The organism is Mesorhizobium sp. (genome assembly GCF_004963255.1).
In the GTDB taxonomy this organism is placed as follows: Bacteria; Pseudomonadota; Alphaproteobacteria; order Rhizobiales; family Rhizobiaceae; genus Mesorhizobium.
This window is the reverse complement of sequence record NZ_SUGA01000028.1, coordinates 40,758-66,464: the sequence shown is the minus strand read 5'-3', so window position 1 is coordinate 66,464 and position 25,707 is coordinate 40,758. Positions and strand designations below refer to the sequence as shown.

General features: G+C 63.3%; 32 protein-coding genes. 17 read left to right on the top strand and 15 right to left on the bottom strand.

Translation table 11 applies throughout. The features are described from left to right. Positions 1–11 precede the first annotated feature (11 nt). The 5 genes from E5X34_RS24120 (at position 12) to era (ending at position 3,476) form a co-directional block, all read left to right on the top strand. The gene (locus E5X34_RS24120; protein ID WP_292569864.1) at positions 12–599 is read left to right on the top strand and encodes a DUF2062 domain-containing protein; all 588 of its coding nucleotides are present in this window, start codon (positions 12–14) and stop codon (positions 597–599) included. Continuing rightward, positions 596–1,009 carry a holo-ACP synthase gene (gene acpS / locus E5X34_RS24115; RefSeq protein ID WP_112125717.1) on the top strand — a complete coding sequence of 138 codons (414 nt, stop codon included), beginning with the start codon at positions 596–598 and terminating at the stop codon, positions 1,007–1,009. The genes E5X34_RS24120 and acpS overlap by 4 nt, the downstream gene beginning before the upstream one ends. A gap of 79 nt (positions 1,010–1,088) precedes the next feature. Further along, positions 1,089–1,838 carry a signal peptidase I gene (gene lepB, locus E5X34_RS24110; RefSeq protein ID WP_292569862.1) on the top strand — a complete coding sequence of 250 codons (750 nt, stop codon included), beginning with the start codon at positions 1,089–1,091 and terminating at the stop codon, positions 1,836–1,838. Between the two features lie 4 nt (positions 1,839–1,842). Next, positions 1,843–2,559 carry a ribonuclease III gene (gene rnc / locus E5X34_RS24105; protein ID WP_292569858.1) on the top strand — a complete coding sequence of 239 codons (717 nt, stop codon included), beginning with the start codon at positions 1,843–1,845 and terminating at the stop codon, positions 2,557–2,559. Continuing rightward, on the top strand, positions 2,544–3,476 hold the full coding sequence (era, locus tag E5X34_RS24100) for a GTPase Era (RefSeq protein WP_292569855.1): 933 nt from the start codon (positions 2,544–2,546) through the stop codon (positions 3,474–3,476). The genes rnc and era overlap by 16 nt, the downstream gene beginning before the upstream one ends. 235 nt (positions 3,477–3,711) lie before the next feature. On the opposite strand, the gene E5X34_RS24095 is transcribed toward era, so the two are convergent. Beyond that, positions 3,712–4,464 (bottom strand): NYN domain-containing protein, encoded by a 753-nt coding sequence (locus E5X34_RS24095; RefSeq protein ID WP_292509649.1) that lies wholly within the window; start codon positions 4,462–4,464, stop codon positions 3,712–3,714. Position 4,465: 1 nt separating this feature from the next. Here E5X34_RS24095 and E5X34_RS24090 point away from each other — a divergent pair, with 1 nt between their 5' ends. After that, positions 4,466–4,852: a hypothetical protein gene (locus E5X34_RS24090; RefSeq protein ID WP_292569853.1), complete on the top strand. Its 387-nt coding sequence runs from the start codon at positions 4,466–4,468 to the stop codon at positions 4,850–4,852. A gap of 59 nt (positions 4,853–4,911) precedes the next feature. Here the strand turns inward: E5X34_RS24090 and E5X34_RS24085 are convergent, their stop codons facing one another. The 6 genes from E5X34_RS24085 to E5X34_RS24060 form a co-directional block, all read right to left on the bottom strand. Next, positions 4,912–5,163, bottom strand: a complete 252-nt coding sequence (locus tag E5X34_RS24085; RefSeq protein ID WP_292569850.1) for a DUF982 domain-containing protein — start codon at positions 5,161–5,163, stop codon at positions 4,912–4,914. An 81-nt stretch (positions 5,164–5,244) separates the two neighbouring features. Continuing rightward, positions 5,245–5,520, bottom strand: coding sequence for a DUF1488 domain-containing protein (locus tag E5X34_RS24080; RefSeq protein WP_292569847.1), 276 nt, complete (start codon positions 5,518–5,520; stop codon positions 5,245–5,247). Beyond that, a complete protein-coding gene (locus E5X34_RS24075; RefSeq protein ID WP_292569844.1) occupies positions 5,517–5,837 on the bottom strand; it encodes a hypothetical protein in 321 nt (106 codons plus the stop codon). Before E5X34_RS24075 ends, E5X34_RS24080 begins: the two co-directional genes overlap by 4 nt. Then, positions 5,834–6,070 (bottom strand): hypothetical protein, encoded by a 237-nt coding sequence (locus E5X34_RS24070; RefSeq protein WP_292569841.1) that lies wholly within the window; start codon positions 6,068–6,070, stop codon positions 5,834–5,836. The genes E5X34_RS24075 and E5X34_RS24070 overlap by 4 nt, the downstream gene beginning before the upstream one ends. A gap of 93 nt (positions 6,071–6,163) precedes the next feature. Continuing rightward, a complete protein-coding gene (locus E5X34_RS24065; RefSeq protein WP_292569837.1) occupies positions 6,164–6,523 on the bottom strand; it encodes a hypothetical protein in 360 nt (119 codons plus the stop codon). Then, positions 6,520–6,783, bottom strand: coding sequence for a hypothetical protein (locus E5X34_RS24060; protein ID WP_292569907.1), 264 nt, complete (start codon positions 6,781–6,783; stop codon positions 6,520–6,522). The genes E5X34_RS24065 and E5X34_RS24060 overlap by 4 nt, the downstream gene beginning before the upstream one ends. Positions 6,784–7,592: 809 nt before the next feature. On the opposite strand from E5X34_RS24060, the gene E5X34_RS24055 reads away from it, so the two are divergent. The 3 genes from E5X34_RS24055 to recO all read left to right on the top strand — a co-directional run bounded on the left by E5X34_RS24055 (position 7,593) and on the right by recO (position 9,337). Beyond that, positions 7,593–7,784, top strand: a complete 192-nt coding sequence (locus E5X34_RS24055) for a hypothetical protein (protein WP_292569834.1) — start codon at positions 7,593–7,595, stop codon at positions 7,782–7,784. Positions 7,785–7,885: 101 nt separating this feature from the next. After that, complete coding sequence (locus E5X34_RS24050; protein ID WP_292078410.1) at positions 7,886–8,068, top strand: hypothetical protein; 183 nt, start codon at positions 7,886–7,888, stop codon at positions 8,066–8,068. Between the two features lie 510 nt (positions 8,069–8,578). Beyond that, positions 8,579–9,337, top strand: coding sequence for a DNA repair protein RecO (recO, locus tag E5X34_RS24045; protein WP_292569831.1), 759 nt, complete (start codon positions 8,579–8,581; stop codon positions 9,335–9,337). A gap of 11 nt (positions 9,338–9,348) precedes the next feature. Here the strand turns inward: recO and E5X34_RS24040 are convergent, their stop codons facing one another. Next, positions 9,349–9,813, bottom strand: coding sequence for an NUDIX domain-containing protein (locus E5X34_RS24040; RefSeq protein ID WP_292569828.1), 465 nt, complete (start codon positions 9,811–9,813; stop codon positions 9,349–9,351). Positions 9,814–10,058: 245 nt separating this feature from the next. Between E5X34_RS24040 and E5X34_RS24035 the strand changes: the two genes are divergently transcribed. After that, entirely contained in the window at positions 10,059–12,830 is a 2,772-nt protein-coding gene (locus tag E5X34_RS24035) for a DUF2339 domain-containing protein (RefSeq protein ID WP_292569826.1), read from the top strand. A gap of 21 nt (positions 12,831–12,851) precedes the next feature. On the opposite strand, the gene E5X34_RS24030 is transcribed toward E5X34_RS24035, so the two are convergent. Then, positions 12,852–13,088 carry a type II toxin-antitoxin system prevent-host-death family antitoxin gene (locus E5X34_RS24030; protein WP_292569824.1) on the bottom strand — a complete coding sequence of 79 codons (237 nt, stop codon included), beginning with the start codon at positions 13,086–13,088 and terminating at the stop codon, positions 12,852–12,854. A 207-nt stretch (positions 13,089–13,295) separates the two neighbouring features. On the opposite strand from E5X34_RS24030, the gene E5X34_RS24025 reads away from it, so the two are divergent. The 6 genes from E5X34_RS24025 to E5X34_RS24000 all read left to right on the top strand — a co-directional run bounded on the left by E5X34_RS24025 (position 13,296) and on the right by E5X34_RS24000 (position 18,549). Beyond that, positions 13,296–13,814: an RNA polymerase sigma factor gene (locus E5X34_RS24025; RefSeq protein ID WP_042637861.1), complete on the top strand. Its 519-nt coding sequence runs from the start codon at positions 13,296–13,298 to the stop codon at positions 13,812–13,814. Then, on the top strand, positions 13,811–14,605 hold the full coding sequence (locus E5X34_RS24020; protein WP_292569820.1) for an anti-sigma factor: 795 nt from the start codon (positions 13,811–13,813) through the stop codon (positions 14,603–14,605). Before E5X34_RS24025 ends, E5X34_RS24020 begins: the two co-directional genes overlap by 4 nt. 207 nt (positions 14,606–14,812) lie before the next feature. Next, positions 14,813–15,910: a GNAT family N-acetyltransferase/peptidase C39 family protein gene (locus tag E5X34_RS24015; RefSeq protein ID WP_292569817.1), complete on the top strand. Its 1,098-nt coding sequence runs from the start codon at positions 14,813–14,815 to the stop codon at positions 15,908–15,910. Positions 15,911–15,913: 3 nt separating this feature from the next. Continuing rightward, a complete protein-coding gene (locus tag E5X34_RS24010) occupies positions 15,914–17,377 on the top strand; it encodes a RimK family protein (RefSeq protein WP_292569814.1) in 1,464 nt (487 codons plus the stop codon). Positions 17,378–17,530: 153 nt separating this feature from the next. Continuing rightward, a complete protein-coding gene (locus tag E5X34_RS24005) occupies positions 17,531–17,803 on the top strand; it encodes a DUF3303 family protein (RefSeq protein WP_292569811.1) in 273 nt (90 codons plus the stop codon). 110 nt (positions 17,804–17,913) lie between these two features. Then, a complete protein-coding gene (locus tag E5X34_RS24000) occupies positions 17,914–18,549 on the top strand; it encodes a hypothetical protein (RefSeq protein WP_292569809.1) in 636 nt (211 codons plus the stop codon). Here E5X34_RS24000 and E5X34_RS23995 read toward each other — a convergent pair. Continuing rightward, complete coding sequence (locus E5X34_RS23995) at positions 18,534–19,463, bottom strand: LysR substrate-binding domain-containing protein (RefSeq protein WP_292569807.1); 930 nt, start codon at positions 19,461–19,463, stop codon at positions 18,534–18,536. The two genes, E5X34_RS24000 and E5X34_RS23995, sit on opposite strands and share 16 nt — an antisense overlap. Before the next feature lie 84 nt (positions 19,464–19,547). On the opposite strand from E5X34_RS23995, the gene E5X34_RS23990 reads away from it, so the two are divergent. Beyond that, positions 19,548–20,465, top strand: coding sequence for a fatty acid desaturase family protein (locus E5X34_RS23990; protein ID WP_292569806.1), 918 nt, complete (start codon positions 19,548–19,550; stop codon positions 20,463–20,465). A gap of 11 nt (positions 20,466–20,476) precedes the next feature. Here E5X34_RS23990 and E5X34_RS23985 read toward each other — a convergent pair whose 3' ends face one another. The 5 genes from E5X34_RS23985 to E5X34_RS23965 all read right to left on the bottom strand — a co-directional run bounded on the left by E5X34_RS23985 (position 20,477) and on the right by E5X34_RS23965 (position 25,674). Then, the gene (locus E5X34_RS23985; RefSeq protein ID WP_292569903.1) at positions 20,477–21,664 is read right to left on the bottom strand and encodes a bifunctional diguanylate cyclase/phosphodiesterase; all 1,188 of its coding nucleotides are present in this window, start codon (positions 21,662–21,664) and stop codon (positions 20,477–20,479) included. Continuing rightward, positions 21,589–22,617, bottom strand: a complete 1,029-nt coding sequence (locus E5X34_RS23980; RefSeq protein WP_292569805.1) for a PAS-domain containing protein — start codon at positions 22,615–22,617, stop codon at positions 21,589–21,591. The genes E5X34_RS23985 and E5X34_RS23980 overlap by 76 nt, the downstream gene beginning before the upstream one ends. Before the next feature lie 176 nt (positions 22,618–22,793). Then, on the bottom strand, positions 22,794–23,375 hold the full coding sequence (locus tag E5X34_RS23975; RefSeq protein ID WP_292569803.1) for a methyltransferase domain-containing protein: 582 nt from the start codon (positions 23,373–23,375) through the stop codon (positions 22,794–22,796). 122 nt (positions 23,376–23,497) lie between these two features. Then, on the bottom strand, positions 23,498–24,349 hold the full coding sequence (locus E5X34_RS23970; protein WP_292569800.1) for an SDR family oxidoreductase: 852 nt from the start codon (positions 24,347–24,349) through the stop codon (positions 23,498–23,500). Between the two features lie 281 nt (positions 24,350–24,630). Next, positions 24,631–25,674 (bottom strand): AraC family transcriptional regulator, encoded by a 1,044-nt coding sequence (locus tag E5X34_RS23965; protein ID WP_292569797.1) that lies wholly within the window; start codon positions 25,672–25,674, stop codon positions 24,631–24,633. Positions 25,675–25,707 lie beyond the last annotated feature (33 nt).

Below are 25,707 nucleotides of genomic sequence, written 5' to 3'. Positions count from 1 at the left end.
ACTGGAACAGAGTGCTTTTTCGACGCCGAGAGCCTGATGGCCTCCTGGAGCGGGTGCGTACTTACCTTTGGCCGCGCCGCTCGTTCTCGCGTTCCGTGCAGTATTTTTCCAAGCGCATCCTGCGGCTGAAGGCGACGCCGCATTCGGTCGCCGCCGGCGTCGCGGCGGGCGTGTTTGCCTCCTTCTTCCCGCTGGGTGTCCATTTCGTCGTTGCCGCCGTGCTTTGCTGGGTGATCGCCGGCAATCTGGTCGCGGCAGCCCTCGGCGCCGTGTTTTTCGGCAATCCGCTGACCTCCCCGCTGCTATGGGGCGCATCCTGGGAAACCGGCAAGCTGCTCCTGCATGAGCGCCTGCCGAAGCATGGGCCGCCCGAGCATCTCGGCGAAATGATGCACAAGCTCTCCTTCGACAAGCTCTGGCATCCCGTTCTGGAGCCGATGCTGATCGGCGCGGTGCCGCTCGGCCTGGTCTTCGGGCTCGTGTTCTACGGCGTCACGCGCTGGGGCATGACCATGTTCCGCGAACAGCGCAGGAAGCGCATGGCCGAGCGTGCCGAGAAGAAAGCGCGGCAGGGCGGACGGGAAGTGCCGGCGGAATGATCATCGGCATCGGCAGCGACCTCATCGACATCAGACGCATCGAGAAATCGCTGGAGCGGCACGGCCAGCGCTTCGTCCAGCGCATCTACACCGAGGTCGAGCAGGCCAAGTCGGAAAAGCGGGCCGCCCGCGCGGCTTCCTACGCCAAGCGCTTCGCCGCCAAGGAGGCCTGCGCCAAGGCGCTGGGCACGGGCATGGCCGAGGGCGTGTTCTGGCGCGACATGGGCGTGATCAACCTGCCGAGCGGAGCGCCGACCATGGCGCTGACCGGCGGCGCCGCCGCCAGGCTGGAGAAGATACTGCCGAAGGGCCATCGGGCGCTGATCCATCTCACCATCACCGATGATTTCCCGCTTGCTCAAGCCTTTGTGATTATCGAGGCGGTGCCCGCCGAACAAGCGCCACATTGATTCCATCTGACCACGAGCGGCATGACGTTGCTCAGCGCGCGCCGAGACTCTATACCAACATCGCACAATCGAGGACGACATGAGCGTGGCTGAAAAATCGCAGAAGAAATCCGGCGGGCTCGGGGAAACCTTTTCCGTCATCATCCAGGCTCTGCTGCTCGCGCTCGTCATCCGCACGCTGCTGTTCCAGCCTTTCTCCATCCCGTCCGGCTCGATGCGGCCGACGCTGCTCGAAGGCGACTATCTCTTCGTCACCAAATGGGCCTATGGCTATTCGCGCTATTCGCTGCCCTTCGGTCCCGATATCTTTTCCGGCCGCATCTGGGGCTCGGAGCCCAAGCGCGGCGACGTGGTGGTGTTCAAGTTCCCGCCGGATCCATCGGTCGACTACATCAAGCGTGTCGTCGGCCTGCCCGGCGACAAGATCCAGATGAAGGACGGCCAGCTCTTCATCAACGACGTCGGCGTGCCGCGCGTGAAGACCGGCCAGATCGAAAATCCCGACATCACCGAAGTGCCTCAGCCCGTCGATGTCTATCGCGAGACGCTGCCGAACGGTGTCAGCTACGACACGCTCGACCTGACGCCGAATTCGATCGGCGACAACACCCGTGAATGGACCGTGCCGGCCGGCCACTACTTCATGATGGGTGATAACCGCGATAATTCCTCCGACAGCCGCTTCACCGTCGGCTTTGTTCCTGCCGAAAACCTGGTCGGCCGCGCCAACCTCATCTTCTTCTCGATCGCCGGCAAGGCGAGCCCGCTCGAGATCTGGAAGTGGCCGTCGCTGATGCGTGCCGATCGCCTGTTCCATTTCGTCCACTAGAGCGATGGCGGCCAGCAAGCGTTTGACCGCCGATGCCCTCGCCGAGGCGCTTGCCCCGCGCACCGGCCATGCCTTCACCGATCGCCAGCGTCTGCAGCGCGCGCTGACCCATGCCAGCGCGCGCTCGACCCATGCCGGCGTCGACTACGAACGCTTCGAGTTCCTGGGCGACCGCGTTCTCGGCCTTGTCGTCGCCGACATGCTGCTCGCGGCCTTTCCCGATGCAGCCGAGGGCGAGCTGTCGCTGCGTCTCAACGCGCTGGTCAACGCCGAGGCGCTCTCCGACATCGCCGAGGAGATCGGCCTGCCCGAGCTGATCCGCGCCGGCTCCGATGTGCGCAATCTCGACGGGCGCAAACGCACCAATCTGCGCGCCGATGCGCTGGAATCGCTGATTGCCGTGCTTTACCTGGATGGTGGCCTCGAGGCTGCCCGCGCGTTCATCCACCGCTATTGGCAGCCGCGCTCGCAAGCGATCGGCGCTGCGCGGCGCGACGCCAAGACCGAGTTGCAGGAGTGGGCGCACCAGGCCGCCGCCGGCGCCGTGCCAGCCTACCGGGTCGACGGCCGCGAGGGGCCGGACCACGACCCGCTGTTCACCGTCAGCGTCAAGGTCGGCTCATTTGCTCCGGCGACCGGCAGCGGCCGCTCCAAACGTGAGGCCGAGCAGGCCGCCGCGGCTACTCTTTTGCTGCGCGAAGGCGTATGGAGCGCGGCATGACAGAAAATGAAACCCCTGAAGTTCCCGCGACGCGCTCCGGCTTCGTCGCGCTGATCGGCGCGCCCAATGCCGGCAAGTCGACACTGGTCAACCAGCTGGTCGGTGCCAAGGTGTCGATCGTCACGCATAAGGTGCAGACCACCCGCGCTATAGTGCGCGGCATCGCCACGCATGACAACGCGCAGATCGTGTTCGTCGATACGCCCGGCATCTTCAAGCCGAAGCGGCGGCTGGACACCGCGATGGTGACCACCGCCTGGGGCGGCGCCAAGGATGCCGATGTCGTGGTGCTTCTGATCGACGCCGAGCGCGGCATCAAGGGCGATGCCGATGCCATCCTCGACCGGCTGAAGGACGTCCGCCAGCCGATGCTGCTCGTCCTCAACAAGGTCGACCGGGTCAAGCCCGAGACGCTGCTCGCGCTGGCCGCGGCCGCGAACGAGCGCGTGCCGTTCAAGCGCACCTTCATGGTTTCCGCGCTCACCGGCTCCGGCTGCAAGGACCTGCTCGACTATCTTGCCGAGACGTTGCCTGCCGGCCCCTGGTATTATCCAGAAGATCAGATCTCCGACCTGCCGATGCGCCAGCTCGCGGCCGAGATCACCCGCGAAAAGCTTTATCTCAGGCTGCACCAGGAGCTTCCCTATTCCTCGCATATCGAGACCGAGAAATGGGAAGAGAAGAAGGACGGCTCGGTGCGCATCGAGCAGGTCATCTATGTCGAGCGCGACAGCCAGAAGAAGATCGTGCTCGGCCACAAGGGCGAGACGATCCGCGCCATCGGCCAGGCGGCGCGGATGGAGATCGCCGAGATCCTCGAACAGAAGGTGCACCTGTTCCTGTTCGTGAAGGTGCGCGAGAACTGGGGCGACGACCCCGAGCGCTACCGCGAGATGGGGCTGGAGTTTCCGGGGTAAGCCGGGCAAGCCACATCCACATTGTGACCAGTTGAATGACGCGCAACGGTGCGGGCGCAAAAGACCGCCTGGCGCCAGGAGCTAGCCGAGGCGCCCAAAGTCTTGATTGGGCCGTCACCGGACCGCCTGGCTTGGATGTCATGCCGGCCGTTCCCGCAGTCCAGTCCGTAGCAACGATGGCTTTCATGGGAATTGTCTCTTCAGAAAAGACGCCGGTATACTGGCCCCGTAGCGATCACTTCTGGCGCTTTCGCCCTCCCGCGGCCTCTGGTTTTATTCTGATGCGCAGCGTTCCGCCTTCGGGTCGTTCGATCTCGAATGCGTTCGTCTTGCGGACAAGATCGCTCAGCTTGCGAAAGCCGAAGGTGCGGGGATCGAAGTCGGAAGCCAGATTGGCAAGCCGCGTTCCGACCGCACCGAGCGGAACCCAGCCATCCTCGCTTTCCATCTGCGCGATGGTTTTGCGGATGATCGGCACGGCCGCCGAAGGCGGCTGCAGTGGCTTCACAGTCGATACGGCTTCAGGCTCGTTTGCTGGCGCGGAAGCCAGCAGGTTCTCGGTATAGACGAATCGCCGGCATGCCTGGCGGAAACTCTCAGGCGTCTTCTGCTCGCCGAAGCCGAATACGTCGATGCCCTGCTCGCGAATGCGGGCCGCGAGCCGGGTAAAATCGCTGTCGGAGGAAACCAGGCAGAAACCGTCGAACCGGCCGCTGTGCAGCAGATCCATCGCATCGATGACGAGCGTGATGTCCGAGGCGTTCTTGCCTGTCGTGTAGGCGAACTGCTGCTGAGGTATGATTGCGTGCTTCGAAAGGACGTCGGCCCACGCTTTCGAGCGTGAGCTGGAAAAATCGCCATAGATGCGACGCACGCTGGCTTCGCCGATCTTGGCGATCTCCTCGAACAGCCCATCGGCGATCTTGGCCGAGGCGTTGTCCGCATCGATGAGAACGGCAAGGCGTGGCGAGCGCGGCTCTGGCGGCATCATGGTCTTTTCCTTAGCGCTGTTCATGCCACCTGAAGTTCTTGCTCTCAATGTCAATGATGTCGCCGCAGTTCGCGCATTCAATCTGGGTGTGAGTACGAATCCAACCGACGAGCGTCTTCGCCTGATGATGGCAACGGGGACATTCCACGTCGATTTCGAAGCTGTCCGACTCGCGCTGTGTCATCTCCATGCCTCAACTTTCGTCAGCAGCGGGCTCTCGCTGTTCTTTCTGCTCCATGGACAATGGTTTCTCCTTCGCAGCTTTCCCGGCAAGCTTGGCTTCTTTCTTGGCCGCCTTGGCCTTGTCTCGTTGACTCCGCTCGTATCGATAGTTCGGCTTCATCGCCATTCGAACTCTCCCTATCTGGTGGATCCGTCAGGCTGAATGCTGGCTGATCGCTACCCGGCCAGCGCGGCTTCAAACCGCGCAGTCCCCCGCCAAGCTCAGTAAATCTCGACCGTGCGGTCGTAGCTGATCCCCGCCCCCTCAAGCGCGATGAGGAATGCGGCACTCGCGTCGTCGGAAGCATAATCTTCGGCGCAGCGCTTCATAGCGTCGGTCCAAGCCAGGCTGTCGTTTCCAGGCCAATGGTCAAACAGGAAATCGGAAGCCTGTGCGACGGACTCAATCAGAGTGAATCCGACCGGACCGGCGATATAGACAACCAAGGGAACCCGGAATTTCTTGTCACCCATCCCGCACCCTACGCCCGATTGCATGGAAAGACGAGCCTGGCAGGCTGATTGTTCGCCCGCTTTGATCGCAAGCCGATGCCGCTACCTGAAATCGGCGGCGGTCAAGGTGTAGGAGTCGCGGCGGTGCCGGGCATAGACCCTGCCTGCCACGTTCTGGATGGAGATTCGCAAGCCATCGAATGCAGAAAGGTAGGCCGTCTCCACGTTAGCCTTGCCGCCCAGAGCGATGCCGTTTTTTGCCAGAGCCTCGGCCTCAATGAAGAAACGGATTTGAAACATGCCGTCATGACCGATGAAGTAGACGCCGTTGCGCTCCGGATCGAAGCTTCGGCTGAGGTTCGGGAATGCCAGCGTCATGACTGACCTGCCGGTTTCTCGGGCGCAGCGAAGAACCGCGGGGCGATCCTCTCCCTGCGGCGCTCACTGCTGCAAAAGTTGAGGGACAGCATGTGTCTCGTGGCTTCCGAACGGCTGAGCCCGATCATGGAGGCGCCGTTCACACGCGCTGGAATGCCCGTGAAGACGTGATAGACGGTCCAGGAACGATCGGCTTCGACGCGACGGCCATATTGATGGTCCCCAAAGCCATATACCTGCGCGCCGCCTGCATTTTCCTCGCCGGGATGAGCCAAGGCGTCGCGAGCGACATCGGCGCGCGGGCCCTCGGCCTTCAAGATGTCGGCCCTTCGTCTGCCTGCGCGGCGATGATGCTCGAATAGATCGTCGCGCCCTCGGCGTCGGCGATGGCGACGGCATCCGGCCATTGGGGCATGTTCAGCGTCCTTGCCAGAAGTCGCGCGATCTCGATCGCCGCGTCGAGGTCGGCCGCGTCTACGGTCTCGCGACCGATGACGGCGTGCGCGTCGTCGGCGACGCGCGTGCGGTAGAATTCGATCACGACCTTCATATGAGTCCGTCTCGCACAAAATCCTGCCGTCAGCCCTTGCTCTTGCTTTGGGCGTGGGTGCCGCCGGCACCTTTGATTTGGCCGAACGCACTCTCAGGCTTCACCGGAACCTTTTCCTGCTTCGGCTTCCTGATCTCCCTGTTCGAGCGCTTCTGTCCCTTGGCCATGTCCGAATGTCCTTTCGATGAGCATTATGCCGCCGTCCGACACTTCGTCGACCGGTTGCAGCGTATCTTCCGTCACCACCCGCTCATGCGGTTCGGCGTCGCTGCGGATGCGGTATTGCGGCGAGCCTCCCCTCGACGGGAGGGTTCGGGTGACATGGTAGATTTCGCCGCTCTTGGGGCCAGTTCCGGGACTGCTCTTCAGCCGAACCGCCTGCCCGATGTCAAAAAGACGTACCGGGGCTCCGTGCCGGATGGGACGTGCGTTGCGTTGCATGAGCGTGATCATGGTTGTCTCCGGTCCTTATCGAGCGCGGCCTCGAGCAAGGCAGGTTCGATCTGCACCATCTGCTGCGTAGGCCCCTTCACGGAGATCGCCGGCAAGTGGATGAACGTGGCCACACGGCGCCATGCGATTCGCGAAGCCCCTTCGAGAGATTCCTCGTCGAGATCGACGCGGTACTTCCCGGCCGGCTGCGGCGCGTCGAAGCCCGGCAGCATAAACGGCTCATTGAAGCGAACGACGGTCGGCGTGGTGCGACTGGTCACTTGCGGCTTTCCGCGGAAACGCGCGCATGCGCTCATCCGCTTCGATCGCAGCCGAACCGCCGAAACGATATCCAATGCTGCCAGTACATCCGTGGTCAGCGCCGGTGTCATTTCAGGGTTCGAACGAAGCTAAATGCCGCGCCGGGATCGGCGCACGCATTCGTTGTCGAAAATTCGGAAGCGGATGGTGAGGCTTCATTATCACGAAGCCACCTCGACCAAATCAACGAATTTATATATGCGCCACAATTGAGCGGCGAGCAAGGCGGTGATAGCGTTTTATTTTTATTGGTTAAATAAAATTCGAACACCGAGCTCAAAGAAATCGGCAGAAAATTTCCTCATCCAATGCGATAATTTGCACACCTCGAAGTTGTTGAGGATGATAATTTTTCCGAACTGGCGAATAATCTCGGTTCTCCTATCTATCGCGAGGCAAGCAGTCTATAGAAGGATATGCGCATCCGTTCCACCGTAAGGAAGAAGTTGCCGTCGAAGCTTGGTCGCCCGACGGCCGCGCCAACTGTGAAGCCCGGCATTTTGAGCACATCCGGGGTCTCGTCCAAGCGAAAACTGCCTCGCGCTTTCGGCAAGCTTGGCACCCAAGCGCCGCTCGCTCTCGCGACGGGGCGCACTGGCGCGAATGGGATGATGGGGACGCTCGTGGCGGCGCTTCCTTCATATGGGCCACTCGCCTTGAAGGTATGTGTCGCGCTCTGGATTGTCGCTGTGCTGGCCTGGGTTTTTGTCGTCATAAAAGCCTGACCCGGTCGGCATCCGTCGAGGCCGAAAACAAGAAGGATGCCAGCATGGCAAAGCGTTATACGGTTCGGGTGGACAAGCCGAACAGTTGCACCGTTGTCGACATCTTCACCGGCCAACCTGCCGAGTTTGAGAAGAAGATGATGATCGGCATCAAGACGCGTCGGGCGGAAAGGATCGCTGGCGAATTGAACATTCAGGACGCCAAGCGGCGGGAAGAGGCCGGCTGGGCATCCTGAGTGAGCGACAAGGCCGATGTCGCGCTCAACGCTCCTCGCCGATCATGTGGAGCGAATGTCGACTGCCTCCTGCAGTCATTTCATTTGAAAGGACAAGGCCCATGAGAACCATGAAAACACCGGATGCCCCGCCCGCCGTGATCGCGGCGGTCGCCAAGTTATCCAGGATTCTGTCAGCTCGACTGACCATCAGAACCGACGAAGCAGCAAGGCGCAGGATCGCTGACACCGACGGCACTCTCAGGCGGGCACGCGAACTCGCGGAACGCAACCGCCTGATTTGAACCAATCGGCCGTTACGAACATCGGAGTCGGCGAGTGCCTTCTAAGGACAGTGACCTTCTCCCGGGCCCATGCGGCGACGAGCAACTCCTCGGCGCGCTGCGCATAATAGCCTGCCAGTATCGAGGCGGATCAGCCAAATCAGGTGAAAAATTGGTTGAGTGGACACTTCAGACCGCGATCGAGGAATACGGTCGCCGCCCAGTAGATATCAACCTTTTTCAGTGGCTACGTGCCATAATGCAGCAGCATCTGAATTGATCGAAGAGCAGGCGGACTAAGTGGCTGAAAGCCGTGGCGGCTAGTTTATAACACAGCGGCGATCAACAAGCCTGGTATCCGGATGTCTGCTTCCAGGCCGCGGCGAGGCCGACTTGAATGATCGACATGAGGCGCATTGCTGCCATTCGCGCCGAGCCAATGAAGGTCTCCAACGAGCCAGGAAGCCGACGATTGCCTGGGGGCCGCTCGTGTCCTTGATTTCGCCTCCCGATCGGTGAAAAGCTCCCCCCATGGAATGGCGCGACGAGGGAATCGTTCTCGGCACCCGCAGGCATGGCGAAACGAGCGCCATCCTCGAGGTGATGACGCGCACCCATGGCCGCCATCTCGGCCTTGTGCGGGGAGGGCGCTCGCGCAAGCAGCAGCCGGTGCTGCAGCCCGGCAACCGCGTCGACCTTCTGTGGCGGGCGCGGCTCGACGAGCATCTCGGCGTCTTCCAGGCCGAGGCGATCGAGATGAACGCGGCGCGGCTCATGGACAGCGCGGTCGCCGTCTACGGCCTGCAGACCATGGCCGCGCATCTGAGGCTCCTGCCCGAGCGCGATGCCCATGGCGGCCTTTACAAAGCGCTGGCTGTGATGATCTCGCATCTGGACGACGCCGACGCGGCGGGCGAGCTGGTGGCGCGCTTCGAGCTGCTCATCCTCGATGAACTGGGCTTCGGCCTCGATCTCAGCCAATGTGCGGCGACCGGCACAAGACAGGATCTCGCTTATGTCTCGCCGAAATCCGGACGCGCCGTGTCGCGCGAGGCCGGTGCGGCCTGGCACGACAAGATGCTGGCACTGCCAGCCTTTCTGCAGCGCGGCTCCGGCCTGCGCGCCGACGCGGCAGCACTGGAAGACGCCTTCCGGCTGAGCGGCTTCTTCTTCACTCGCCATGTTTACGAGCCGCGCGGCCTCGAGCCGCCCGACGCCCGCGCCGGCTTCCTGGCCGCGCTGCGCCGGCACCATGCGGCGGTGAAGGCGATTGCGGGCGAGGCAGGATAGCGGGCAGACGCCTAGTCGGCGCCGCGCCGTTCCAGGAAATCGTCGAGCATGGCGCGCTGGCCTTTCAGGATCTTGACGCCGGCTTCTGGCAGCGAAAACCACCCGACCCTGTCGACTTCGGGAAAGTCCTTCATGCGTCCCGATTTCGGCGGCCACTCCATGGTGAACATGTTGCTCCTGATGGCGTTTGTGTCGACATCTGCCTCGACGCTCCATGCCACCACGATCTTGCCGCCCGGCTGCCTGTAGCTGCCGAGTGGCCGGAAGTCGCCGTCGATGGCGACGCCGAGCTCCTCCTCGGCTTCCCGTTTGGCGGCCTCGAGCTCATCCTCGTTGTCGCCGATCAATCCCTTCGGGATCGACCACGCGCCTTCATCCTTGCGCGCCCAGAACGGACCGCCCGGGTGGACGAGCAGGAATTCGAACACGCCGGCAATGCGCCTGTGGATCAGCAGCCCGGCACTTCGCTGTGGCATCGGTTACCTCACGGCATTTCTTCTGATCGCGCGAGACTAGCACGAGTATTTCACGGCAGAGGTCACGCAGTCTCGCCTGCAATGACGGTAGCCTCGGCGGCCCGCCATTGGATAACCAGGCAAGTTGCTGGCAATCGGCCGCGAAACATGCTCGATCTTGTTAATTGGCAAGACGCTGATTTGAGCCAGTCGTCTCGTTGCCGCATTTGTTGGCCACGATTGGTCTGGTTTTGAGGGAAACCGCCATGTTTTTCAGCCTGATCGCCATTGCCGCCGTCATAGCTCTTTTCGTCATCGTTTCCCGACAGCAGAACCGCATCGCGTTGGTCGAGCGCGAGCTCGGCGTCCTGCGCGGCCTGGTGAAGTCGGGCGCTTCACTATCCGCGCCCAAAGCGGATGCCGCGCAGGAAGGTCTTCCCGAGGAAATCAAGGCAACCGCGGCGCCTGTCACGCCGCTGGCCGACGGCACGACTGTGGCCGAAGAGATCGTCGCAAAGCCCCAGGCCGTCGAAGGCGAAGCCGTGGCCGGACCCTGGGCGAAGACCCAGTCGGCCGCGGCGCAATCCCCCGAGCCATCCGAACCGGAGCAACCTCAACCCATGGCCGAAGCGCCAGCCGCCGGGTCGGCCGCGCCCGCCAAGGCGGCGCGCCAGACCGATGTCGAGACGGCGCTGGGCACGCGCTGGGCGGTCTGGGTCGGCGGCATCGCGTTGGCGCTGGGCGGCCTGTTCCTGATCCGCTACACGATCGAGGCCGGCATCTTCGGTCCCGGCGTGCGCCTGACCATGGCGGGCATCCTTGGCCTGGCGCTGATTGCCGGCGCCGAATTCATCCGCCGCACCGGCTTCAGGGTGCCGGTGCAGGGCGCCGCCGGCGCCTATATCCCCTCCATCCTCACGGCTGCCGGCGCCTTCATCCTGTTCGGCACGGTCTACGCGGCGCATGGCATCTATGGCTTCATCGGTCCGGCGACCGCCTTCGCGCTGCTTGGCGTTATCGGCGTCGCGACCATTGGCGCCTCGCTGGTGCATGGCCTGGCGCTGGCCGGCATCGGCCTTGTCGGCGCCATGGTCACGCCGGCGCTGGTGGCATCGCAGGCGCCCAATCCCTGGGCCCTGTTCGTCTATCTGGCGATCGTGCTTGCGGCGAGCGCTGCAACTGCCCGCATCCGCGACTGGAAGGCGCTCATGGCCGCCGCTTTCGCCGGCACCGGCATCTGGACCATTCTCTATATGGTCGACGCGCCGGACGTGAACCTTGCCGCCGTCCTCTTCATCAGCCTCGCCACGCTGGCGGTGCTTGCCTGGGTCTGGCTCGCCCCGTTCCTGACGGCTGGCCGCGACGAAGCGGCGCAAGGTTTCGATTGGCCATCGATCGTGCCCGGCTTCTTCATCGCCCTGAGCGCGGTGGGCCTGTCCGTCGATCCGGCTTTTGCCAGCGCCGGCGATGCATTGCACGGCGCCGTCCTGCTGGCCGCGCTGGTCGCGGTGGCGCTCTACCGGCCGCGCGCGCTTCCGCTGGTCTTCGCCGCCGGCATCGCCACTGTGCTGATCTATCTCGGCATCATCCCGCCCGCCGCGATCGGCGCCGATGCGCTCGATGTCGGGCTGGACGCCCAGCCTTTGGCGTCGTCCGACACGCTGACGTTCCGCATCGGCATCGCGCTTGGCCTGATCTTCATCGCCGCTGGCTTCTGGGCGGCGCGCCGCTTCGCCGCCACCGTTCCGACACGCGCGGCTTGCTGGGCTGCCTGGGGCGTCATTGCCCCGCTGGTGGTGCTGACCGCGCTGTGGCTGACTTTCGGCGATATCGACCGCGACCTTGGCTATGCGCTGCCGGCGCTGCTGCTGCTGCTCGTCTTTGCGGCTGGCGGCGAATGGATCGCAGGCGCCGAGGAGCCGCCGCTGGCGGGCGGCCCGGCCGTGTCCTTCGCGCTCGGCGGCGCCGGCGTTACCGGCCTGCTGATGCTGCACATGGCCTTCGGCTCGGGCTGGACGACCGAGCTGCTCGGCGCCGGCGCCATTCTGCCGGCGCTGGCGACGCGCTGGCGCTCTTACCCCGTGCTGGGCTGGATCGCGGTGGGCGCGGCGGTCGCGGTGCTTGGCCGCGTCGCCTTCGACCCGACCATCGTCGGCGCGGCGTTTCTGTCGAGGACACCGGTCTTCAACTGGCTGCTGCCGGGCTATGGCGTGCCGGCGCTCGCCTTCGGCTTCGCCGCCTGGCAGCTCGCACGCACCACCAACGGCCGGCCGCGCCTCGCCATGGAGGCGGCCTCGGCACTGTTCGCGCTGCTCACCATCGCCATGCTGGTGCGCCACGCCATGCATGGCGGCGTTATCGACACCGGCGCGGTGACGCTTGCCGAACAGGCGATCTACACGCTGATCGCGCTCGGCGCCGGCGCCATACTGGTCGCCATCGACATGCGCTCGCCGAGTGCGGTTCTGCGCTATGGCTCGATTGCCGCCGGCGTGATCTCGGCGGGCCTCATCGCGATTCAGCATTTCGTGGTGCTGAACCCGCTGCTGACGGACGAGTCGACCGGCACGATCCCGGTCTTCAACCTTCTGTTCCTCGCTTATCTGCTGCCGGCGGTCGCCGCCAGCGCGCTGGCGCTCTATGTCCGCGACAAGCGCCCGCGATGGTATGCGGCGATGCTGGTGCTGATTGCCGCACTGCTTGCCTTCGCCTATGCCACGCTGTCGGTGCGCCGCCTGTTCAAGGGCGAGTTCATCGCCCTGTGGAGCGGACTCGGCCAGCTCGAGACCTACACCTATTCCGCGCTGTGGCTGGTCATCGGCGTGGCGCTGCTCACCGCCGGCGTCTGGCTGAAATCGCAGGTGCTGCGCATCGCCTCCGCGGTGCTGATCGCGGTCGCGGTGGTGAAGGTCTTCCTCTTCGACATGTCGGAGCTGGAAGGCGTGCTGCGCGCGCTGTCCTTCATCGGCCTTGGCGCGGTGCTGATCGGCATCGGGCTTTTTTATCAGCGGCTGCTGATGCGGGCGGCGAGGCAGTGAGGCCCAGGCCTTCTGGGACCGTTATTTCTGGACGTTTGCGTCCAACCCGGACATCAGCTCGTCGTGGACCTCGTCCGGTGCGCCCTCCAGTGTATAAGCGGCGGCATGGGACGAACCGACGAGTTGCCGGTAGTGTCTGACCGACAGGATAATCAGCTTTTCCTTGCCGCGTTTTGTCAGCGCGACAGGCTCGACCATCGCTGCATCGAGAATTTCGCCGGACGCCCGGTTCATATCCGAAAACGTGAACTGCTTCATTGTGGGCCTCCTAGGTATTTCGCCTACTATAGGTATTTTACGTAATTCGACAACCAGCACAGTGCCGCGGGAATAAATCCCCAGCCACCATCGTTATCCACTTTGCTTGGGTAATCGCAGCGGTTCGGCCGCTTCGCGCTGACTGCTTGCACCGCGCCGGGAAGGCGCGTTCTATCGGGATGGAAAGCGACCACGAAACAAGCGGTCATGGACGACAAGAAGGCAGCGATCCTGAGCGAAATACCGCGGTTGCGGCGCTATGCGCGCTCGTTGCTACGCGACCGCGATTCCGCCGACGATCTCGTCCAGGACTGCCTGGAGCGGGCGCTTGTGCGGCTCGACAACTGGCAGACTGGAGAAAGCCCCCGGAGGTGGCTGTTTACGATCATGCATCACTTGTTCATCGACCAGATGCGCAAGGTCAACCGGCGCGGCGAGGCGGCGATGCTGCCTCTCGAAGCCGGCGAGGCCCAAGCCGCGCCCGCCGATCAGGTCGAGACCATCGCCTCGCGCGAGATCATGGATGCCCTGCAGGCGATCAGCCCCGATCGCCGCGCGGCGTTGGTGATGGTCGCCATCGAGGGCTTTTCCTATGCCGAGGCCGCCAACATCCTTGGCGTGCCGGCCGGCACGCTGATGTCGCGCATCGCGCGCGGCCGCGAGGAATTGCGAGGATTGCTCGACGACACATCGCGCCGCCGCTCGATAAGGATCGTCGAGAAATGACCCGCCGCGATTTTTCCGAACGCGATATCCATATGGCCCTCGACGGCGAGCTGCCGGGCGAGGAGCGCATGGCTTACGATGCATGGCTCGAGGCCAATCCCGAGATGAAGGCGAAGTCCGCGCGCTACATTGCCGACCGCGCCGCCATGCGCTCCGCCTTCGCGGACGTCATGGACGAGCCGGTGCCTGCGAGGCTGCGGCAGGTCGTGCTTGGCGAGGCGCCTTCAAAAGCATCGGCCTGGCGCTCGCGCTGGTGGCTGTCGGCTGCCGCGGCCGTGATGCTCGCGGTCGGCGGGCTCGGCGGCTATGTCGCCGGTGTCGACAGCATCGCCCGTGGCGGCGAAGGCGACGACCAGCTCGCCGAGCAAGCAATCGCCGCCCATGTTACCTACGCTGCCGAGAATCGCCACGCCGTCGAAGTCCCGGCAAGCGACAAGGACCATCTCCAGACCTGGCTGTCGAACCGCGTCGGGCTGAAGCTGGTCGCGCCCGATCTTGCAGCCGAGGGTTTCGAGCTGGTCGGCGGCCGGTTGTTGCCTGCCGGCGGCCAGGGCAAGGCGGCGATGCTGCTTTATGAGGACGCCAAGGGCGAGCGCATCTCGCTCTACGTCACTGCCGACTCGTCGGAGACATCGAAGGGCACCTACGCGGCCGAGACGGGCGGACCGGAAGCAGTCTACTGGCTCGACAAGGGCTACGCCTGCGCGGTCGTCGGCTCATTGCCGCGGGAGCGCCTGTCGGACGTCGCAAAGAGCGCCTATGGCCAGCTCGTGGCCGGCATATCGAGCTGAACCGGCTGTGTTTTTCGGTGGCCGGCAGTCGCTTGAACAGCAATTCTGTTCAAACGATCGACCCTTTGCTGCCGCCGCGGAAACTGTCACAATTCGGCCCTAATCAAGGAGCGATAGCGCTTGATGAATACTGGCGCTTCGGCCAGTATTCGCGACGCATCCACCGGGGCCGTTTCTTAAACCCAATCGAGGTTCTCCCAAGCCCGTATGCCTGCCGAGATCCGCAAGGCCCGCGCGTCAGACGTCGATGACCTCGCCGCCATCGAGAAGGCTGTTTTTCCGGGCGACAGGCTCTCGCGCCGCTCCTTCCGCCAGTTCATCGAACGCGAAACCGCCGAGATGCTGGTGGCCGAGAACGAGGGCCGGGTCGCCGGCTATGCCGTTGTGCTGTTTCGCAAGGGCAGCGGCGTGGCGCGGCTCTATTCCATCGCTGTCGGTCCTTTTTTCGGCCGCCTCGGCATCGGCCGGCTCCTGCTCGCGGCCGCCGAAGAGGCGGCCTTCGAGCACGACCGTCTGTTGCTGCGCCTCGAAGTGCGCGAGGACAATGATCGCGCCATCCGCATCTACGAGCAGGCCGGCTATCGGAAATTGGGTCGCGAGCCCGACTACTACGAGGATGGCGCGACCGCGCTGCGCTATGAAAAGACGCTGCGCGGCGACACGCCCACGGCAACCAAAGTGCCGTTCTACCAGCAGACCTGCGAGTTCACCTGCGGCCCTTGCTGCCTGATGATGGCGATGGCGAATTTCGACCGGGGCTTCGTGCCCGATCCGGTCATGGAAATCCGCCTGTGGCGCGAGGCGACCACGGTCTTCATGATGTCGGGTCCGGGCGGCTGCGAGCCTTTCGGCCTGGCGGTCGCCGGCTATGAGAGCGGGCTTGCCGCCGAGATATTCGTCTCCTTCTATGGCGCGCTGTTCCTGCAGTCGGTGAGGAGCGAGGACAAGCGCCGCGTGATGGAGCTCGCCCAGGTCGATTTCCGCCGCCGCGCCGAGCTCTATGGCATACCGGTCAACTACCGTCCGTTCGGCATCGGCGATATCCGCCAAGCCCTCGCCGAGGGCAAGCTGGTGCTGGTGCTGGTCAGCGGCTTCCTTATGTTTGGCAAGAAGGTGCCGCATTGGGTGCTGGCCATCGGCGACGATGGCGACCATATCCTGATCCACGACCCCTGGGTCGAGGATGAAAGGCAGGAAACCATACTCGATGCCGCGAACATTCCAGTGCCCTACGACATCTTCATGAACATGGCGCAGTTCGGCCGCGACGGTCTGCGCGCCGCCATCACTCTGGGAAAACGCTGAACAATGACCTGGGTAATCCTCACAGGCAGGCAGAACGATCTCGATCAGGTGGCCACACCCCACAAGATCATCACCAACCGCGACTATCTCGCGCATCCGGCGCTGTTTCGCGGCCAGCGGCCGAAGGTGATCAACCTGTCGAACAATTACGGCTATCAGAGCCGCGGCTACTACGCTTCGCTGCTCGCAGGCTCGCGCGGCCATAGGGTGATCCCGACGGTCGAGACCATGATCGACCTGTCCGAGCGCAAGCTTTACGAGCACGCGCTGCCGGAGCTCGAGCTTGCCTTGAACAAATGCCGCAAGGACCTTGGCGGGACTTTTCCGGCGAAGGTCGCGATCTTCTTCGGCATCGGCCCGTCGAAAGTGTGGGACCGTTTCGCCAAGCTGTTGTTCGACTGGTTCCGCGCGCCGGCGCTGGAGGTGCACATCAAGGACAGCGCCGAATGGGCCTCGATCCGCAAGATCGGCTTCCTGCCGCTCGCCCGCATGACTGAGGACGAGGAAGAGCTCTTCCTGCAATGCCTGGAGACCTACACCAACCGCGAATGGCGCGACACCAAGGGCCGCACGCCGGCGCGCTATACCTTCGCGACGCTGGTCGATCCGCATGAGGAGCTGCCGCCGTCGGAGATTTCCTCATTGCGCTATTGGGCGCGGATCGCCGAGAAGATGGGCGTCGAGGTCGAGCCGATCACCAAAAAGGACCTCGCCAAGCTTGCCAACTACGACGCGCTGTTCATCCGCGAGACCACGTCGATCTCCAACCACACCTACCGCTTCGCGCGCCGCGCCCAGCAGGAAGGCATGCCGGTGATCGACGACCCGCTGTCGATGATCCGCTGCACCAACAAGGTCTATCTCAACGAGCTGATGACCTACAACAAGGTGCCGGTGCCGCCGACCGTGATGATCGCCGGCACCTCCGACTTCGAAGTGGCGGCGCAGACGCTTGGCTTTCCGCTGGTGCTGAAGATCCCGGATTCGTCTTTCTCGCGCGGCGTCAAGAAATGCGAGAACATGGCGGAGCTGACCAAGCTCGCGACCGAATGGCTGGAGGATTCCGATCTCCTGATCGCGCAGAAATTCATCCCGACCGAATATGACTGGCGCGTCGGCGTGCTCGGCGGCCAACCGCTGTTTGCCGTGCATTACCTGATGGCAAAGAAGCACTGGCAGATCGTCAACCACAAGGCCAGCGGCAAGCCCGACCAGGGCGGCATCAAGACGTTCACGCTTAAGCAGACGCCGCCGCATGTCGTCGAGACGGCTGTGAGGGCGGCAAAATGCATCGGCGACGGGCTCTATGGCGTCGACCTCAAGGAGACGAAGGACGGGGTCTTCGTCATCGAGGTCAACGACAATCCCAATCTCGATCATGGCTGGGAGGATTCCGGCGAGAAGGACGAGCTCTGGGTGCGGCTGACGCAATGGTTCCTGGAACGCTTGGAGCGGCCGGAGAAGTAGGGGCGGGAAAGAGGAACTGGGGAATTGAAGAACTGAAGAACTGAAGACTGGGGTGTCTCGCGGACCATCCGTCCTTGCATTATCCGCTCCTCCTTTCCTACCCTCTCAGTTCTGCAGTTCTTCAATTCCAATCATTCAAGCCGAGGGAAAAGTATGCTGTTCTTCGTGATCGAGGATTTTCACGGCTCGGACCGCAAGGAAATCTACCGCCGGTTCCGCGACAAGGGCCGGCTGAAGCCGGATGAACTCGTGGTGCATCACAGCTGGATCGCGGGTGACATGAGCCGCTGCTTCATGCTGGTCGAAGCCGATGACGCGACGGTGCTGCAGCGCTGGGTCATCGAATGGGCGGATCTGGTCGAGTTCGAGATCGTCCCGGTGGCGACCAGCAAGGACATGGTGGTTGCGCTGGCCGGGCATCTCTGAGCAACGATCCCGGCAGCCGTTTGCTCAATTTGCGTGGAACCGTCTAACTGCGTCTTAAGCCCGATTTGCTATCCCGCCTGTATTGTGGATTGCCTCAAGGCTCTCAGAAGATGATCAGGCTGTTTCAATCAGGTAATTGCGGCCAAATACTCTACATTTTCCTTCTTGTGTTTTTGATCGGATTTGATTTTGCCAAGGACCCGATCGAGCATTTTCTGGTCGGGGCAAAAGAAGGTGTTCAGAAGCAAATCTATGCGGCTGACGGCAACAATATAGCCCGTACTCAGAGGTCCTTTGTCGAGGAACTGAGGGTCCCGGATTATGGGATGCACGATGCTCCGAAATCCGCCGAGGAGCATGCCTCCGCCATCGTCGCCCAGGCGATCGCCATGGAGGCAAAAAGCTCCGCCATCGGGACGATTTACATCTCGATGCTTGCGGCGATGGGCTTTGCCACCCTCGTTGCGATCATTTGGATGGTGTTTGCTCGCGTGCGCGACATTGGCTGGCCTGCCGCCGTGGGGTTCGGCATTCTTGCTCCGAAGCTCGCGATCTCGGTTCTTCCCGGCAGTCTTCCGCAACTGACCTTCGACATTCTGCAATACGGTTTCATCGCCGCCATAATAGTGCTTGGGCTCGTGCCGGGTGGATTTGCCCACGGACCGCGTGCCCAGCCGGTTCGACAGGCAGCCGTAGCCGAGCCGGCGCGTCGCGCCGCAGGCCAATTCGGTCAAAGACGACGCTGAGCAGCAACGCCCAGCGCCGGCGATCCGACGGCGCGCCGGCATTCCTCGACCAGCCATTCCCGGAACGCCGCAACGGCATCGCGCCTCGCGCTGCGTTCGGGGATCGTCAGGCAATAGGGCTGGCGCAGTTCCAGGGACTGCGCGGCGGCCCGCACCAGCCTGCCATCCTCCAGCGCTTGCGCGCAATAGATGCCTTGCGCCAGCGCCACGCCCAGCCCTGAAATGGCGAGATCGAGTGCTGCACGCGAGGAGTTTGCCGAAAGGCCGCGCTGCGCCGCACGGCCGGGCTCGCTTCCCGACGCCTCGAACCAGTTGCGCCAGGATGGAAAGGACGCGCCGGTCGGTCCCCAATCGGTGTGGATCAGCGGCAGGCCAGCAAGGTTTTCGCTATTGGTTGAGGCCAGCGTCGGCGCGCAGACGGGATAGACGGCGTCCCTGACGATCTCCTCGGTCGGATGCTCGCGGTAGTGCGGACCATAGGAGAGGCGGATGTCGATTAACTCATGGTCGAACGGGACGGGGTCGTCGTCGCCCCTGAGCGATATGTCGGCGGCGCCATGGTCGGCGACGAAGCCGGCGAGCCGCTCGGAAAGCCAGCCCATCGCCATGGAAGGCGGCACCGAGATCACGAGCCTTGGCCGGAACGCGCCGCCGCCGACATCGCGCGCGACGCTGCCGATCTCCCGGAAGGCCATGCTGAGCCTGGGCAGCATCTCCACCCCGGCCTCGGTCAGCACGGCCCGCCGGTTGACCCGGTGGAACAGCTTTCGCCCCATCTGCTCCTCGACGGTGCGGATCAGCTGGCTGACGGCCGCGGCCGAGATCGACAGTTCCTCCGCCGCGGCGGCAAAGCTGCCTGCGCGCGCCGCCGCTTCGAAGGCCTGAAGTCCGCGCAAGGAGGGAAGGGCGACCATGGCAATCCAAAAGATAAGTTCACCTTATCCATTTCGCAGAAATCCTCGGTTTTCGAAAGGTTTCTTTTTGAGTACCTTGGCCGCATGAACGCAATCGACCATCACGAAACCGTAGACCATCGCCAGGTGATCGCCTCGCTGACGAATGAGGAGCGCGGCCGGCTGACTGGCAAATCGAATCGGCCGGGCCTTGTCCAGTTCGCGCTCCATCTCGGCGCGATCATCGTCCTTGGCGCGCTGATCGCGGCCAGGGTGCCGTTCTGGCCGGTCCTGATGCTGCCGCAGGGCATCCTGATCGTTTTCCTGTTCACCCTGCTGCATGAAACCGTGCACCGGACGGCGTTCGAAACGCAGTGGTTGAACGATGCGATCGCGCGCTTCTGCAGCCTGGCGATCGCGTTGCCGGCCGACTGGTTCCGCTACTTCCATTTCGCCCATCACCGGTTTACTCAGGATCCGGAAAACGATCCGGAGCTGGCTTTCCCGAAGCCCGAGACGATGCGGCAATACATCGTCCACGTCTCAGGGCTGCCCGTGTGGTGGGGCCACTTCAAGACGCTCTACACCAATGCGATGGGGCGCTGCCGGGACAGCTACGTGCCGCCGAAGGGGCTGCCGAAGGTGAAGGCCGAGGCGCGGACGATGATCGCCTTCTATCTCGTTCTGCTGGCGCTCGCGGTGTGGTTCAAGGCGTCGGTGCTGCTCACTGTCTGGATCGTGCCCGCGCTGCTCGGCCAGCCGTTCCTGAGGCTCTATCTGCTGGCCGAGCACGGCCGCTGTCCCTTCGTCGCCAACATGCTGGAAAACACCCGCACGACGCTGACCAACTGGTTCGTGCGCAAGCTCGCCTGGAACATGCCTTACCATGCCGAGCACCACGCCTATCCCGGCGTGCCGTTTCACCAGTTGCCGGAATTCCACCGGCTGATTGAGCGCCATCTCAAAGTGGTCGAGCCCGGCTATGTGAGCTTCCACGAGAAATACATCGAGACGCTGCGCTGACGGCAACGGCATCAGCCTGACTGGCGCAGCAGCGCCTGCGAACGCAGCAGCCGACTCATGTCGGCCGCTTTGGCCGGCACGCCGATCAGATAGCCTTGCGCCTGCCCGCAGCCGGCCTTGCGCAGCATGTCGAGCTGCGCTTCGGTCTCGACGCCTTCGGCGGTGACAGTAATGCCGAGCTCGGCGCCAAGCCCGATCACGGTGCGCACGATCGCTGCGGTGTCGCGTCTGTCGAGGTCTCGGATGAAGGAGCGGTCGATCTTGATCTTGTCGACGGGGAAGCGCCGGAGGTAGCCGAGCGACGAATAGCCGGTGCCAAAATCGTCGAGCGCGATGCGCACGCCGAGACCGCGCAACTGGCTGAGCGTCCTCAGCACCGCGTCGCTTTCGTCCATCATCACCGTTTCGGTGATTTCGAGCTCCAGGCGGTTGGCCGGCAGGCCCGAAAAGGCGAGCGCCGAGATCACGCTGCGGGCGAAGCCGCCGCTTTTGATCTGCGCGGCCGAGACGTTGACGGCCATGCGCATCTCCGGCGGCCAATGGGCGGCCACGCTGCAAGCCTTGCGAAGCGCCCAGTCGCCGAGCTGCACGATCAGTCCGGTCTCCTCGGCGGCGGCGATGAAGTTTTCCGGCGACACCAGGCCGCGCGATGGCGAGCGCCAGCGCATCAGGGCTTCCGCGCCGACAATTTCGCCGGAGCCGATGTTGAGGATCGGTTGGAAATCGAGCTCGAACTCGCGCTTGGGAAGGGCTGCTTCGAGATCCGCTTCAAGCGCGCGGCGCTCCCGCATCAGGGCATCCATGCCCGGCTCGAAGAAGCGATAGACGTTGCGACCTTCGCTCTTGCCCCGGTAGAGCGCCATGTCGGCGTTGGTGAGCAGCGTGTCTGCATCGCGCCCGTCACCGGGATAGAGCGCGATGCCCAGGCTCACGCCCACATGCATTTCGCGTCCCTTGTCGCGATAGGGCTTGCCGACGATTTCGACGATGCGCTTGGCAAGCTTTTCGGCGTCGGCGGCGCTCTTGATGCCGGACTGGATGATGGCGAACTCGTCGCCGCCGAAGCGGGCGACCATGTCCTTGCTGCTGCGCACGGCATGCTGCAGCCGCCTGGCGACGCATTTCAGCAGCCAGTCCCCGGCCGGGTGGCCGAATGTGTCGTTGACGGCCTTGAAGCGGTCGAGGTCGAGCGAGAGGATCGCCAGCGCTTGGCCTTGGCCTCGCCAAGCGCCTGGTCTAGCTTCTCGCGAAACATCGAGCGGTTGGGCAGGTTTGTCAGCGTGTCATGATGCGCAAGATGCGTCATGCGCTCCTCGACACGGCGTCGTTCAGTCACGTCCTCAAACGTGGCAACCCAGCCGCCGCCGGCGAGCGGCCGCCGCAGGACGAAGAGCGTTCGGCCGTCGACCAGTTCGCGATAGCTCGAGCGCGGCTGGCCCGCGTCAAGGGCCGCCTTCGCCTTTTCCACCTCTATGTCGACTTCAACAGGCACGAAGATGCCGAGAGCCACGAGTTTCTCCAGCATCTGACGGTGCGTCATGCCGAGCGTGAAATCGGCAGCCTTCGCGTTGCAAAGGTCCAGGAAGCGCTGGTTGCGGACGATCAGGCGGCCCTCGGCGCTGTACATCAACAGGCCTTGCGACATGTTGGCCAAAGCGGCGTCGAAGCGTCGGTGCTGCTCCTTCAGCTCCGCCTCGGCTCGCCGCCGCTCGGTCACGTCCTCATAGATCGAAACCCAGCCGCCGACGGCGATGGGCCGATGGGAAATGACGATGATGCGCCCGTCGGACAGGACTTCCTCGTAGGTCGAAGGCCTGGCGCCGTCGATATAGGGCTTGCGGATGGCATGAAGTTCTTCGGCGCTTTGCGAGGCGACGCCGACATCGACGCTGTGCTGCAGAATGTCGAAGAAGCGGATGCCAGGCTTCACCACCTTGGCGTCGAGGCGGAAGAGATCGATATAGTTGCGGTTGCAGATGATCATCCGCTCGTCGGCGTCGAACATGCACAGCCCATGCGACATGTTCTCGACCGCCGCCGCGAAACGCTCGTTCTGGGCCCGTAATTCTTCCGCAATCCGCCGTGCCGGACCAAAAGCGGCCGTTCTTCGCTTGCCGGCGGTGGAAGCCGTCTTGACATGAACGCCGGGCATGAGCACGCCTTCGGACCGTGACCGAACGCTATACTGTCCTGGTAGCCGGTTAATTTAGCGTTCTTTTACATGTCGGAATTAACAGCAGGAAGACCCGGCGTTTGGCTTCTGGCGCAGTCAGTCGCCAGAAAATGAACACCCATGATCGAGTTTTGGAATGCTTGCTGGAACGGTCGTCAGTGTTGGCGCAAGGCTCGTCGCCGCGAAATCTGGTAGACCGCGGCCGGTGGAACATTCAGCATCGTACGACCAACATGTGTTGCTTTGAGACCCAGTCCCTCAAGGATCGGTCGCGCGACAGGGCATCGCGGGCCGTAGGTGAATTGATAGAATGCTCCGTCCGGTTTCAGGTGCGCAAATGCACCGTCCAGGATCGCGATCACCTTCTGGTCAGGCATGCTCAGCAGAGGCAGGCCGCTTATGACTGCGCCGACCGGTGCGCCGTTCGGCAATTTGATCTCCGCCACGTCGGCGGCGTCCATTCGAAGCACACGCACCATAGGAAACCGGGATTTCAAATGAGCAGCGAAGTTCGCGCCATATTCGATCAGAGTGAGGTTTTCTGGCAGAACGCCGCGCTCAAGCAGTTTTGCCGTAAAGACCCCAGTGCCCGGTCCCAGTTCGATCACTTGTCCTATCCCCGGCGTAATGTCTTGCGTGATGATCCTCGCAAGCGCGTTGCCGGATGGAGCGATCGCCGCCACGCGAAGCGGTGCGGCCGCCCAGGACCGGAGAAACATCCAATAGTCGCCCTGCATTGCCCGTCCTTTGAAGAAGCTGTGAGTTTTTTGGCGCGATTTCGATCGATCGATTTCGAAGCCGGACCGGCGGTGACCGGCGGCGGCCGCGCAAATCGCTTCGAGACGTCGGACATCGTCGACTAAAGCGACGCGATCCTGTGCTTCTTCGGGGTGCCCTGAGCCACGTTCGACACGGCCTCCCACGCCTCCCAGGTGGCGAGGCGATTGGCGTAGGCTGCACGCGCGATCGGCAGTCCTTCGGTGCCCACGAAGAAGCGCAACGGCGGCTCCTCAAGGTCGACGATCTGGAGGATCGCATCGGCTGTAGCCTGCGGGTCGCCGAACTCCATGGCGGCGCCCGCCTCGAAGACCTGGGCCTTGAGCTCGGCATAGGCCTCGATTGCGCCCGATATCCTGAGAGAGGAGTGGCTGGAGAAGTCGGTGGCATAGGCGCCGGGCTCCAGCAGCGTCACCTTGATGCCGAAACCCTCGACCTCCTGGGCCAGGCTTTCATGCAAGGCCTCGAGCGCCCATTTGGAAGCGTTGTAGAAGCCTACGATCGGGCTTGCCACGACGCCCGCGACGCTGGAGACGGCCAGGATATGGCCGCTGCCTTGCTCACGCAGCAGCGGCAAGGCGGCCCGGATCACATGTAATGCACCGAAGAAGTTGGTTTCGAACTCGGCGCGAATGGCCACTTCGGCCGCTTCTTCCACCGCACCGACCAGCGCGTAGCCGGCATTGTTAAGGACGACATCGAGGCGGCCGAAATGGCGATGTGCCTGCTCGACCGCTTCCGTGACCTGCTCGCTGTCGGTCACGTCCAGGGCCAGCGGCAACACGGCGTCGCCGTAGCTCTTCTTGAGGTCGGCGAGGCTTGCAGGGTTGCGAGCCGACGCCGCCACCCTGTCGCCGCGCCTCAACGCGGCCTCGGCCCAGATGCGGCCGAAGCCGCGCGATGCGCCTGTAATGAACCAAACTTTGCCGGACATAATCTTTCCTCGTCATTCGCGAAGGCTGAGGGTTACTCGACGAGGATTTGGATAGCCCTTGTGGGCAGGTGGCGCAGTGACGGAGGGCGCCAATTCACTTGCACAAAGCGCCAGCGGCGCATTCCAAGATTGCGCCGAACGGAATGCACGGCTGCAGCTGGAGATTCCAGGAAAAGGTGTGAGCGGTTAGGCTCGGCGCCTTCACCGTAGCCTTCCGCCCGGAAATTTCGTTAAAACAATGAGATAGAGCGGGTTCGCCGTTGCTGTGAAACGGTGAAACGCTAGTGTATGAAGCTGCCCGGAACCGCCGGTTTCGCGCTACCGAAATTGAGTTCCCGCCAGCGATTGGGAGTCGTGCCCTCCCACTCGCGAAAGGCGCGGTAGAAGGAACTCGCGTCCTGGTAGCCGAGCAGGCAGGCGACCTCGTCAATATCGGCAGTCGGATCAGACAGCAACTGCCGGCCGAGTTCCTGTCGTGCGCTGATGAGAAGCTCGCGGAAACTGGTTCCTTCCTCTGTGATGCGCCGCTGCAGCGTGCGCTCGCTCATCCCAAGCTCGCGCGCGATGTCGGAAAGCTCCGGCCTTCCACTCGCCAGGCCTCGCTTCAACGCGACCTTCACCTGCTCGGCAATCGAGCTTTGCGCGCTAAGCTCGCCGAGCGCGGCGGCCAGCGCGGGCGTGAGGATCTCGAGAAGCTCTGGGTTGTGGCCCGGAAAGGGACGGTCGAGATCGGCAGAACGCAGGACCAGCAAGTCGCGCGCAGCGCCGTAGCGGACCGGACATCCGAAATAGTCCGGATGCGCGCCGCTCTTGTCGTCGGGACGCGTGAGCTCGACACGAAGGGGGACGAGATGCTGCCCCGTTCCCCGCCGGCCGAGCTCGACAAGAAAGGCAAAAGCGATATCGGTTGCGACTGCAGGCGTCGGCTCGTTGGCATAGAGCCACTCGGAACTTATCGTGCATTCGCCGTTCTCCTCGACGATATGCAACTGCTCGGGCGAGCAAAGCCGCTTGAAGCGAGCAATCCGGGCGATGCCGTCGCGATAGTTCCGCGCGTGGAAAGCGGCGAGCGTGGAGGGCGGGTGGATCGCGGTGTCGGCGACCTCGACCAGCCGGAGGCCCAGAGCCGGTCTAGCGTAGAGTTCCTCGAGAGCCCTCCACAGCGCGAAATACTGCGCGGTCGTGATGAAGGCTTGCTCGTTGAGGTGGAGCGTGGCGGGAAGCCGGGCCTGGCGCAACAGGGCTGACGCGGGCAGGCCCAGACGCTCCACGGCGCGCCAGAAGGCCCGAGGCACCTTGCACTTGTCGCCTGGAACTCCGCTCATGCCCGTTTTCCCGCCCTGCTGCCGCTTCCGCCG

Excerpts from the sequence above, each read along its gene's own strand:
- E5X34_RS24090 (WP_292569853.1), top strand. The coding sequence starts at position 4,466 with ATGGTCTTTTCCTTAGCGCTGTTCATGCCACCTGAAGTTCTTGCTCTC.
- lepB (WP_292569862.1), top strand. The coding sequence starts at position 1,089 with ATGAGCGTGGCTGAAAAATCGCAGAAGAAATCCGGCGGGCTCGGGGAA.
- rnc (WP_292569858.1), top strand. The coding sequence starts at position 1,843 with ATGGCGGCCAGCAAGCGTTTGACCGCCGATGCCCTCGCCGAGGCGCTT.
- E5X34_RS24035 (WP_292569826.1), top strand. The coding sequence starts at position 10,059 with ATGTTTTTCAGCCTGATCGCCATTGCCGCCGTCATAGCTCTTTTCGTC.
- E5X34_RS24015 (WP_292569817.1), top strand. The coding sequence starts at position 14,813 with ATGCCTGCCGAGATCCGCAAGGCCCGCGCGTCAGACGTCGATGACCTC.
- E5X34_RS24000 (WP_292569809.1), top strand. The coding sequence starts at position 17,914 with ATGATCAGGCTGTTTCAATCAGGTAATTGCGGCCAAATACTCTACATT.
- E5X34_RS24070 (WP_292569841.1), bottom strand. The coding sequence starts at position 6,070 with ATGAAGGTCGTGATCGAATTCTACCGCACGCGCGTCGCCGACGACGCG.
- E5X34_RS23995 (WP_292569807.1), bottom strand. The coding sequence starts at position 19,463 with ATGGTCGCCCTTCCCTCCTTGCGCGGACTTCAGGCCTTCGAAGCGGCG.
- E5X34_RS24005 (WP_292569811.1), top strand. The coding sequence starts at position 17,531 with ATGCTGTTCTTCGTGATCGAGGATTTTCACGGCTCGGACCGCAAGGAA.
- E5X34_RS24080 (WP_292569847.1), bottom strand. The coding sequence starts at position 5,520 with ATGACGCTGGCATTCCCGAACCTCAGCCGAAGCTTCGATCCGGAGCGC.
- era (WP_292569855.1), top strand. The coding sequence starts at position 2,544 with ATGGAGCGCGGCATGACAGAAAATGAAACCCCTGAAGTTCCCGCGACG.
- E5X34_RS24025 (WP_042637861.1), top strand. The coding sequence starts at position 13,296 with ATGGACGACAAGAAGGCAGCGATCCTGAGCGAAATACCGCGGTTGCGG.
- E5X34_RS23980 (WP_292569805.1), bottom strand. The coding sequence starts at position 22,617 with ATGCCCGGCGTTCATGTCAAGACGGCTTCCACCGCCGGCAAGCGAAGA.
- E5X34_RS24095 (WP_292509649.1), bottom strand. The coding sequence starts at position 4,464 with ATGCCGCCAGAGCCGCGCTCGCCACGCCTTGCCGTTCTCATCGATGCG.
- acpS (WP_112125717.1), top strand. The coding sequence starts at position 596 with ATGATCATCGGCATCGGCAGCGACCTCATCGACATCAGACGCATCGAG.
- E5X34_RS23990 (WP_292569806.1), top strand. The coding sequence starts at position 19,548 with ATGAACGCAATCGACCATCACGAAACCGTAGACCATCGCCAGGTGATC.
- E5X34_RS23975 (WP_292569803.1), bottom strand. The coding sequence starts at position 23,375 with ATGCAGGGCGACTATTGGATGTTTCTCCGGTCCTGGGCGGCCGCACCG.
- E5X34_RS24020 (WP_292569820.1), top strand. The coding sequence starts at position 13,811 with ATGACCCGCCGCGATTTTTCCGAACGCGATATCCATATGGCCCTCGAC.
- recO (WP_292569831.1), top strand. The coding sequence starts at position 8,579 with ATGGAATGGCGCGACGAGGGAATCGTTCTCGGCACCCGCAGGCATGGC.
- E5X34_RS24050 (WP_292078410.1), top strand. The coding sequence starts at position 7,886 with ATGAGAACCATGAAAACACCGGATGCCCCGCCCGCCGTGATCGCGGCG.
- E5X34_RS24085 (WP_292569850.1), bottom strand. The coding sequence starts at position 5,163 with ATGGGTGACAAGAAATTCCGGGTTCCCTTGGTTGTCTATATCGCCGGT.
- E5X34_RS23970 (WP_292569800.1), bottom strand. The coding sequence starts at position 24,349 with ATGTCCGGCAAAGTTTGGTTCATTACAGGCGCATCGCGCGGCTTCGGC.
- E5X34_RS24010 (WP_292569814.1), top strand. The coding sequence starts at position 15,914 with ATGACCTGGGTAATCCTCACAGGCAGGCAGAACGATCTCGATCAGGTG.
- E5X34_RS24040 (WP_292569828.1), bottom strand. The coding sequence starts at position 9,813 with ATGCCACAGCGAAGTGCCGGGCTGCTGATCCACAGGCGCATTGCCGGC.
- E5X34_RS23965 (WP_292569797.1), bottom strand. The coding sequence starts at position 25,674 with ATGAGCGGAGTTCCAGGCGACAAGTGCAAGGTGCCTCGGGCCTTCTGG.
- E5X34_RS24065 (WP_292569837.1), bottom strand. The coding sequence starts at position 6,523 with ATGATCACGCTCATGCAACGCAACGCACGTCCCATCCGGCACGGAGCC.
- E5X34_RS24055 (WP_292569834.1), top strand. The coding sequence starts at position 7,593 with ATGGCAAAGCGTTATACGGTTCGGGTGGACAAGCCGAACAGTTGCACC.
- E5X34_RS24030 (WP_292569824.1), bottom strand. The coding sequence starts at position 13,088 with ATGAAGCAGTTCACGTTTTCGGATATGAACCGGGCGTCCGGCGAAATT.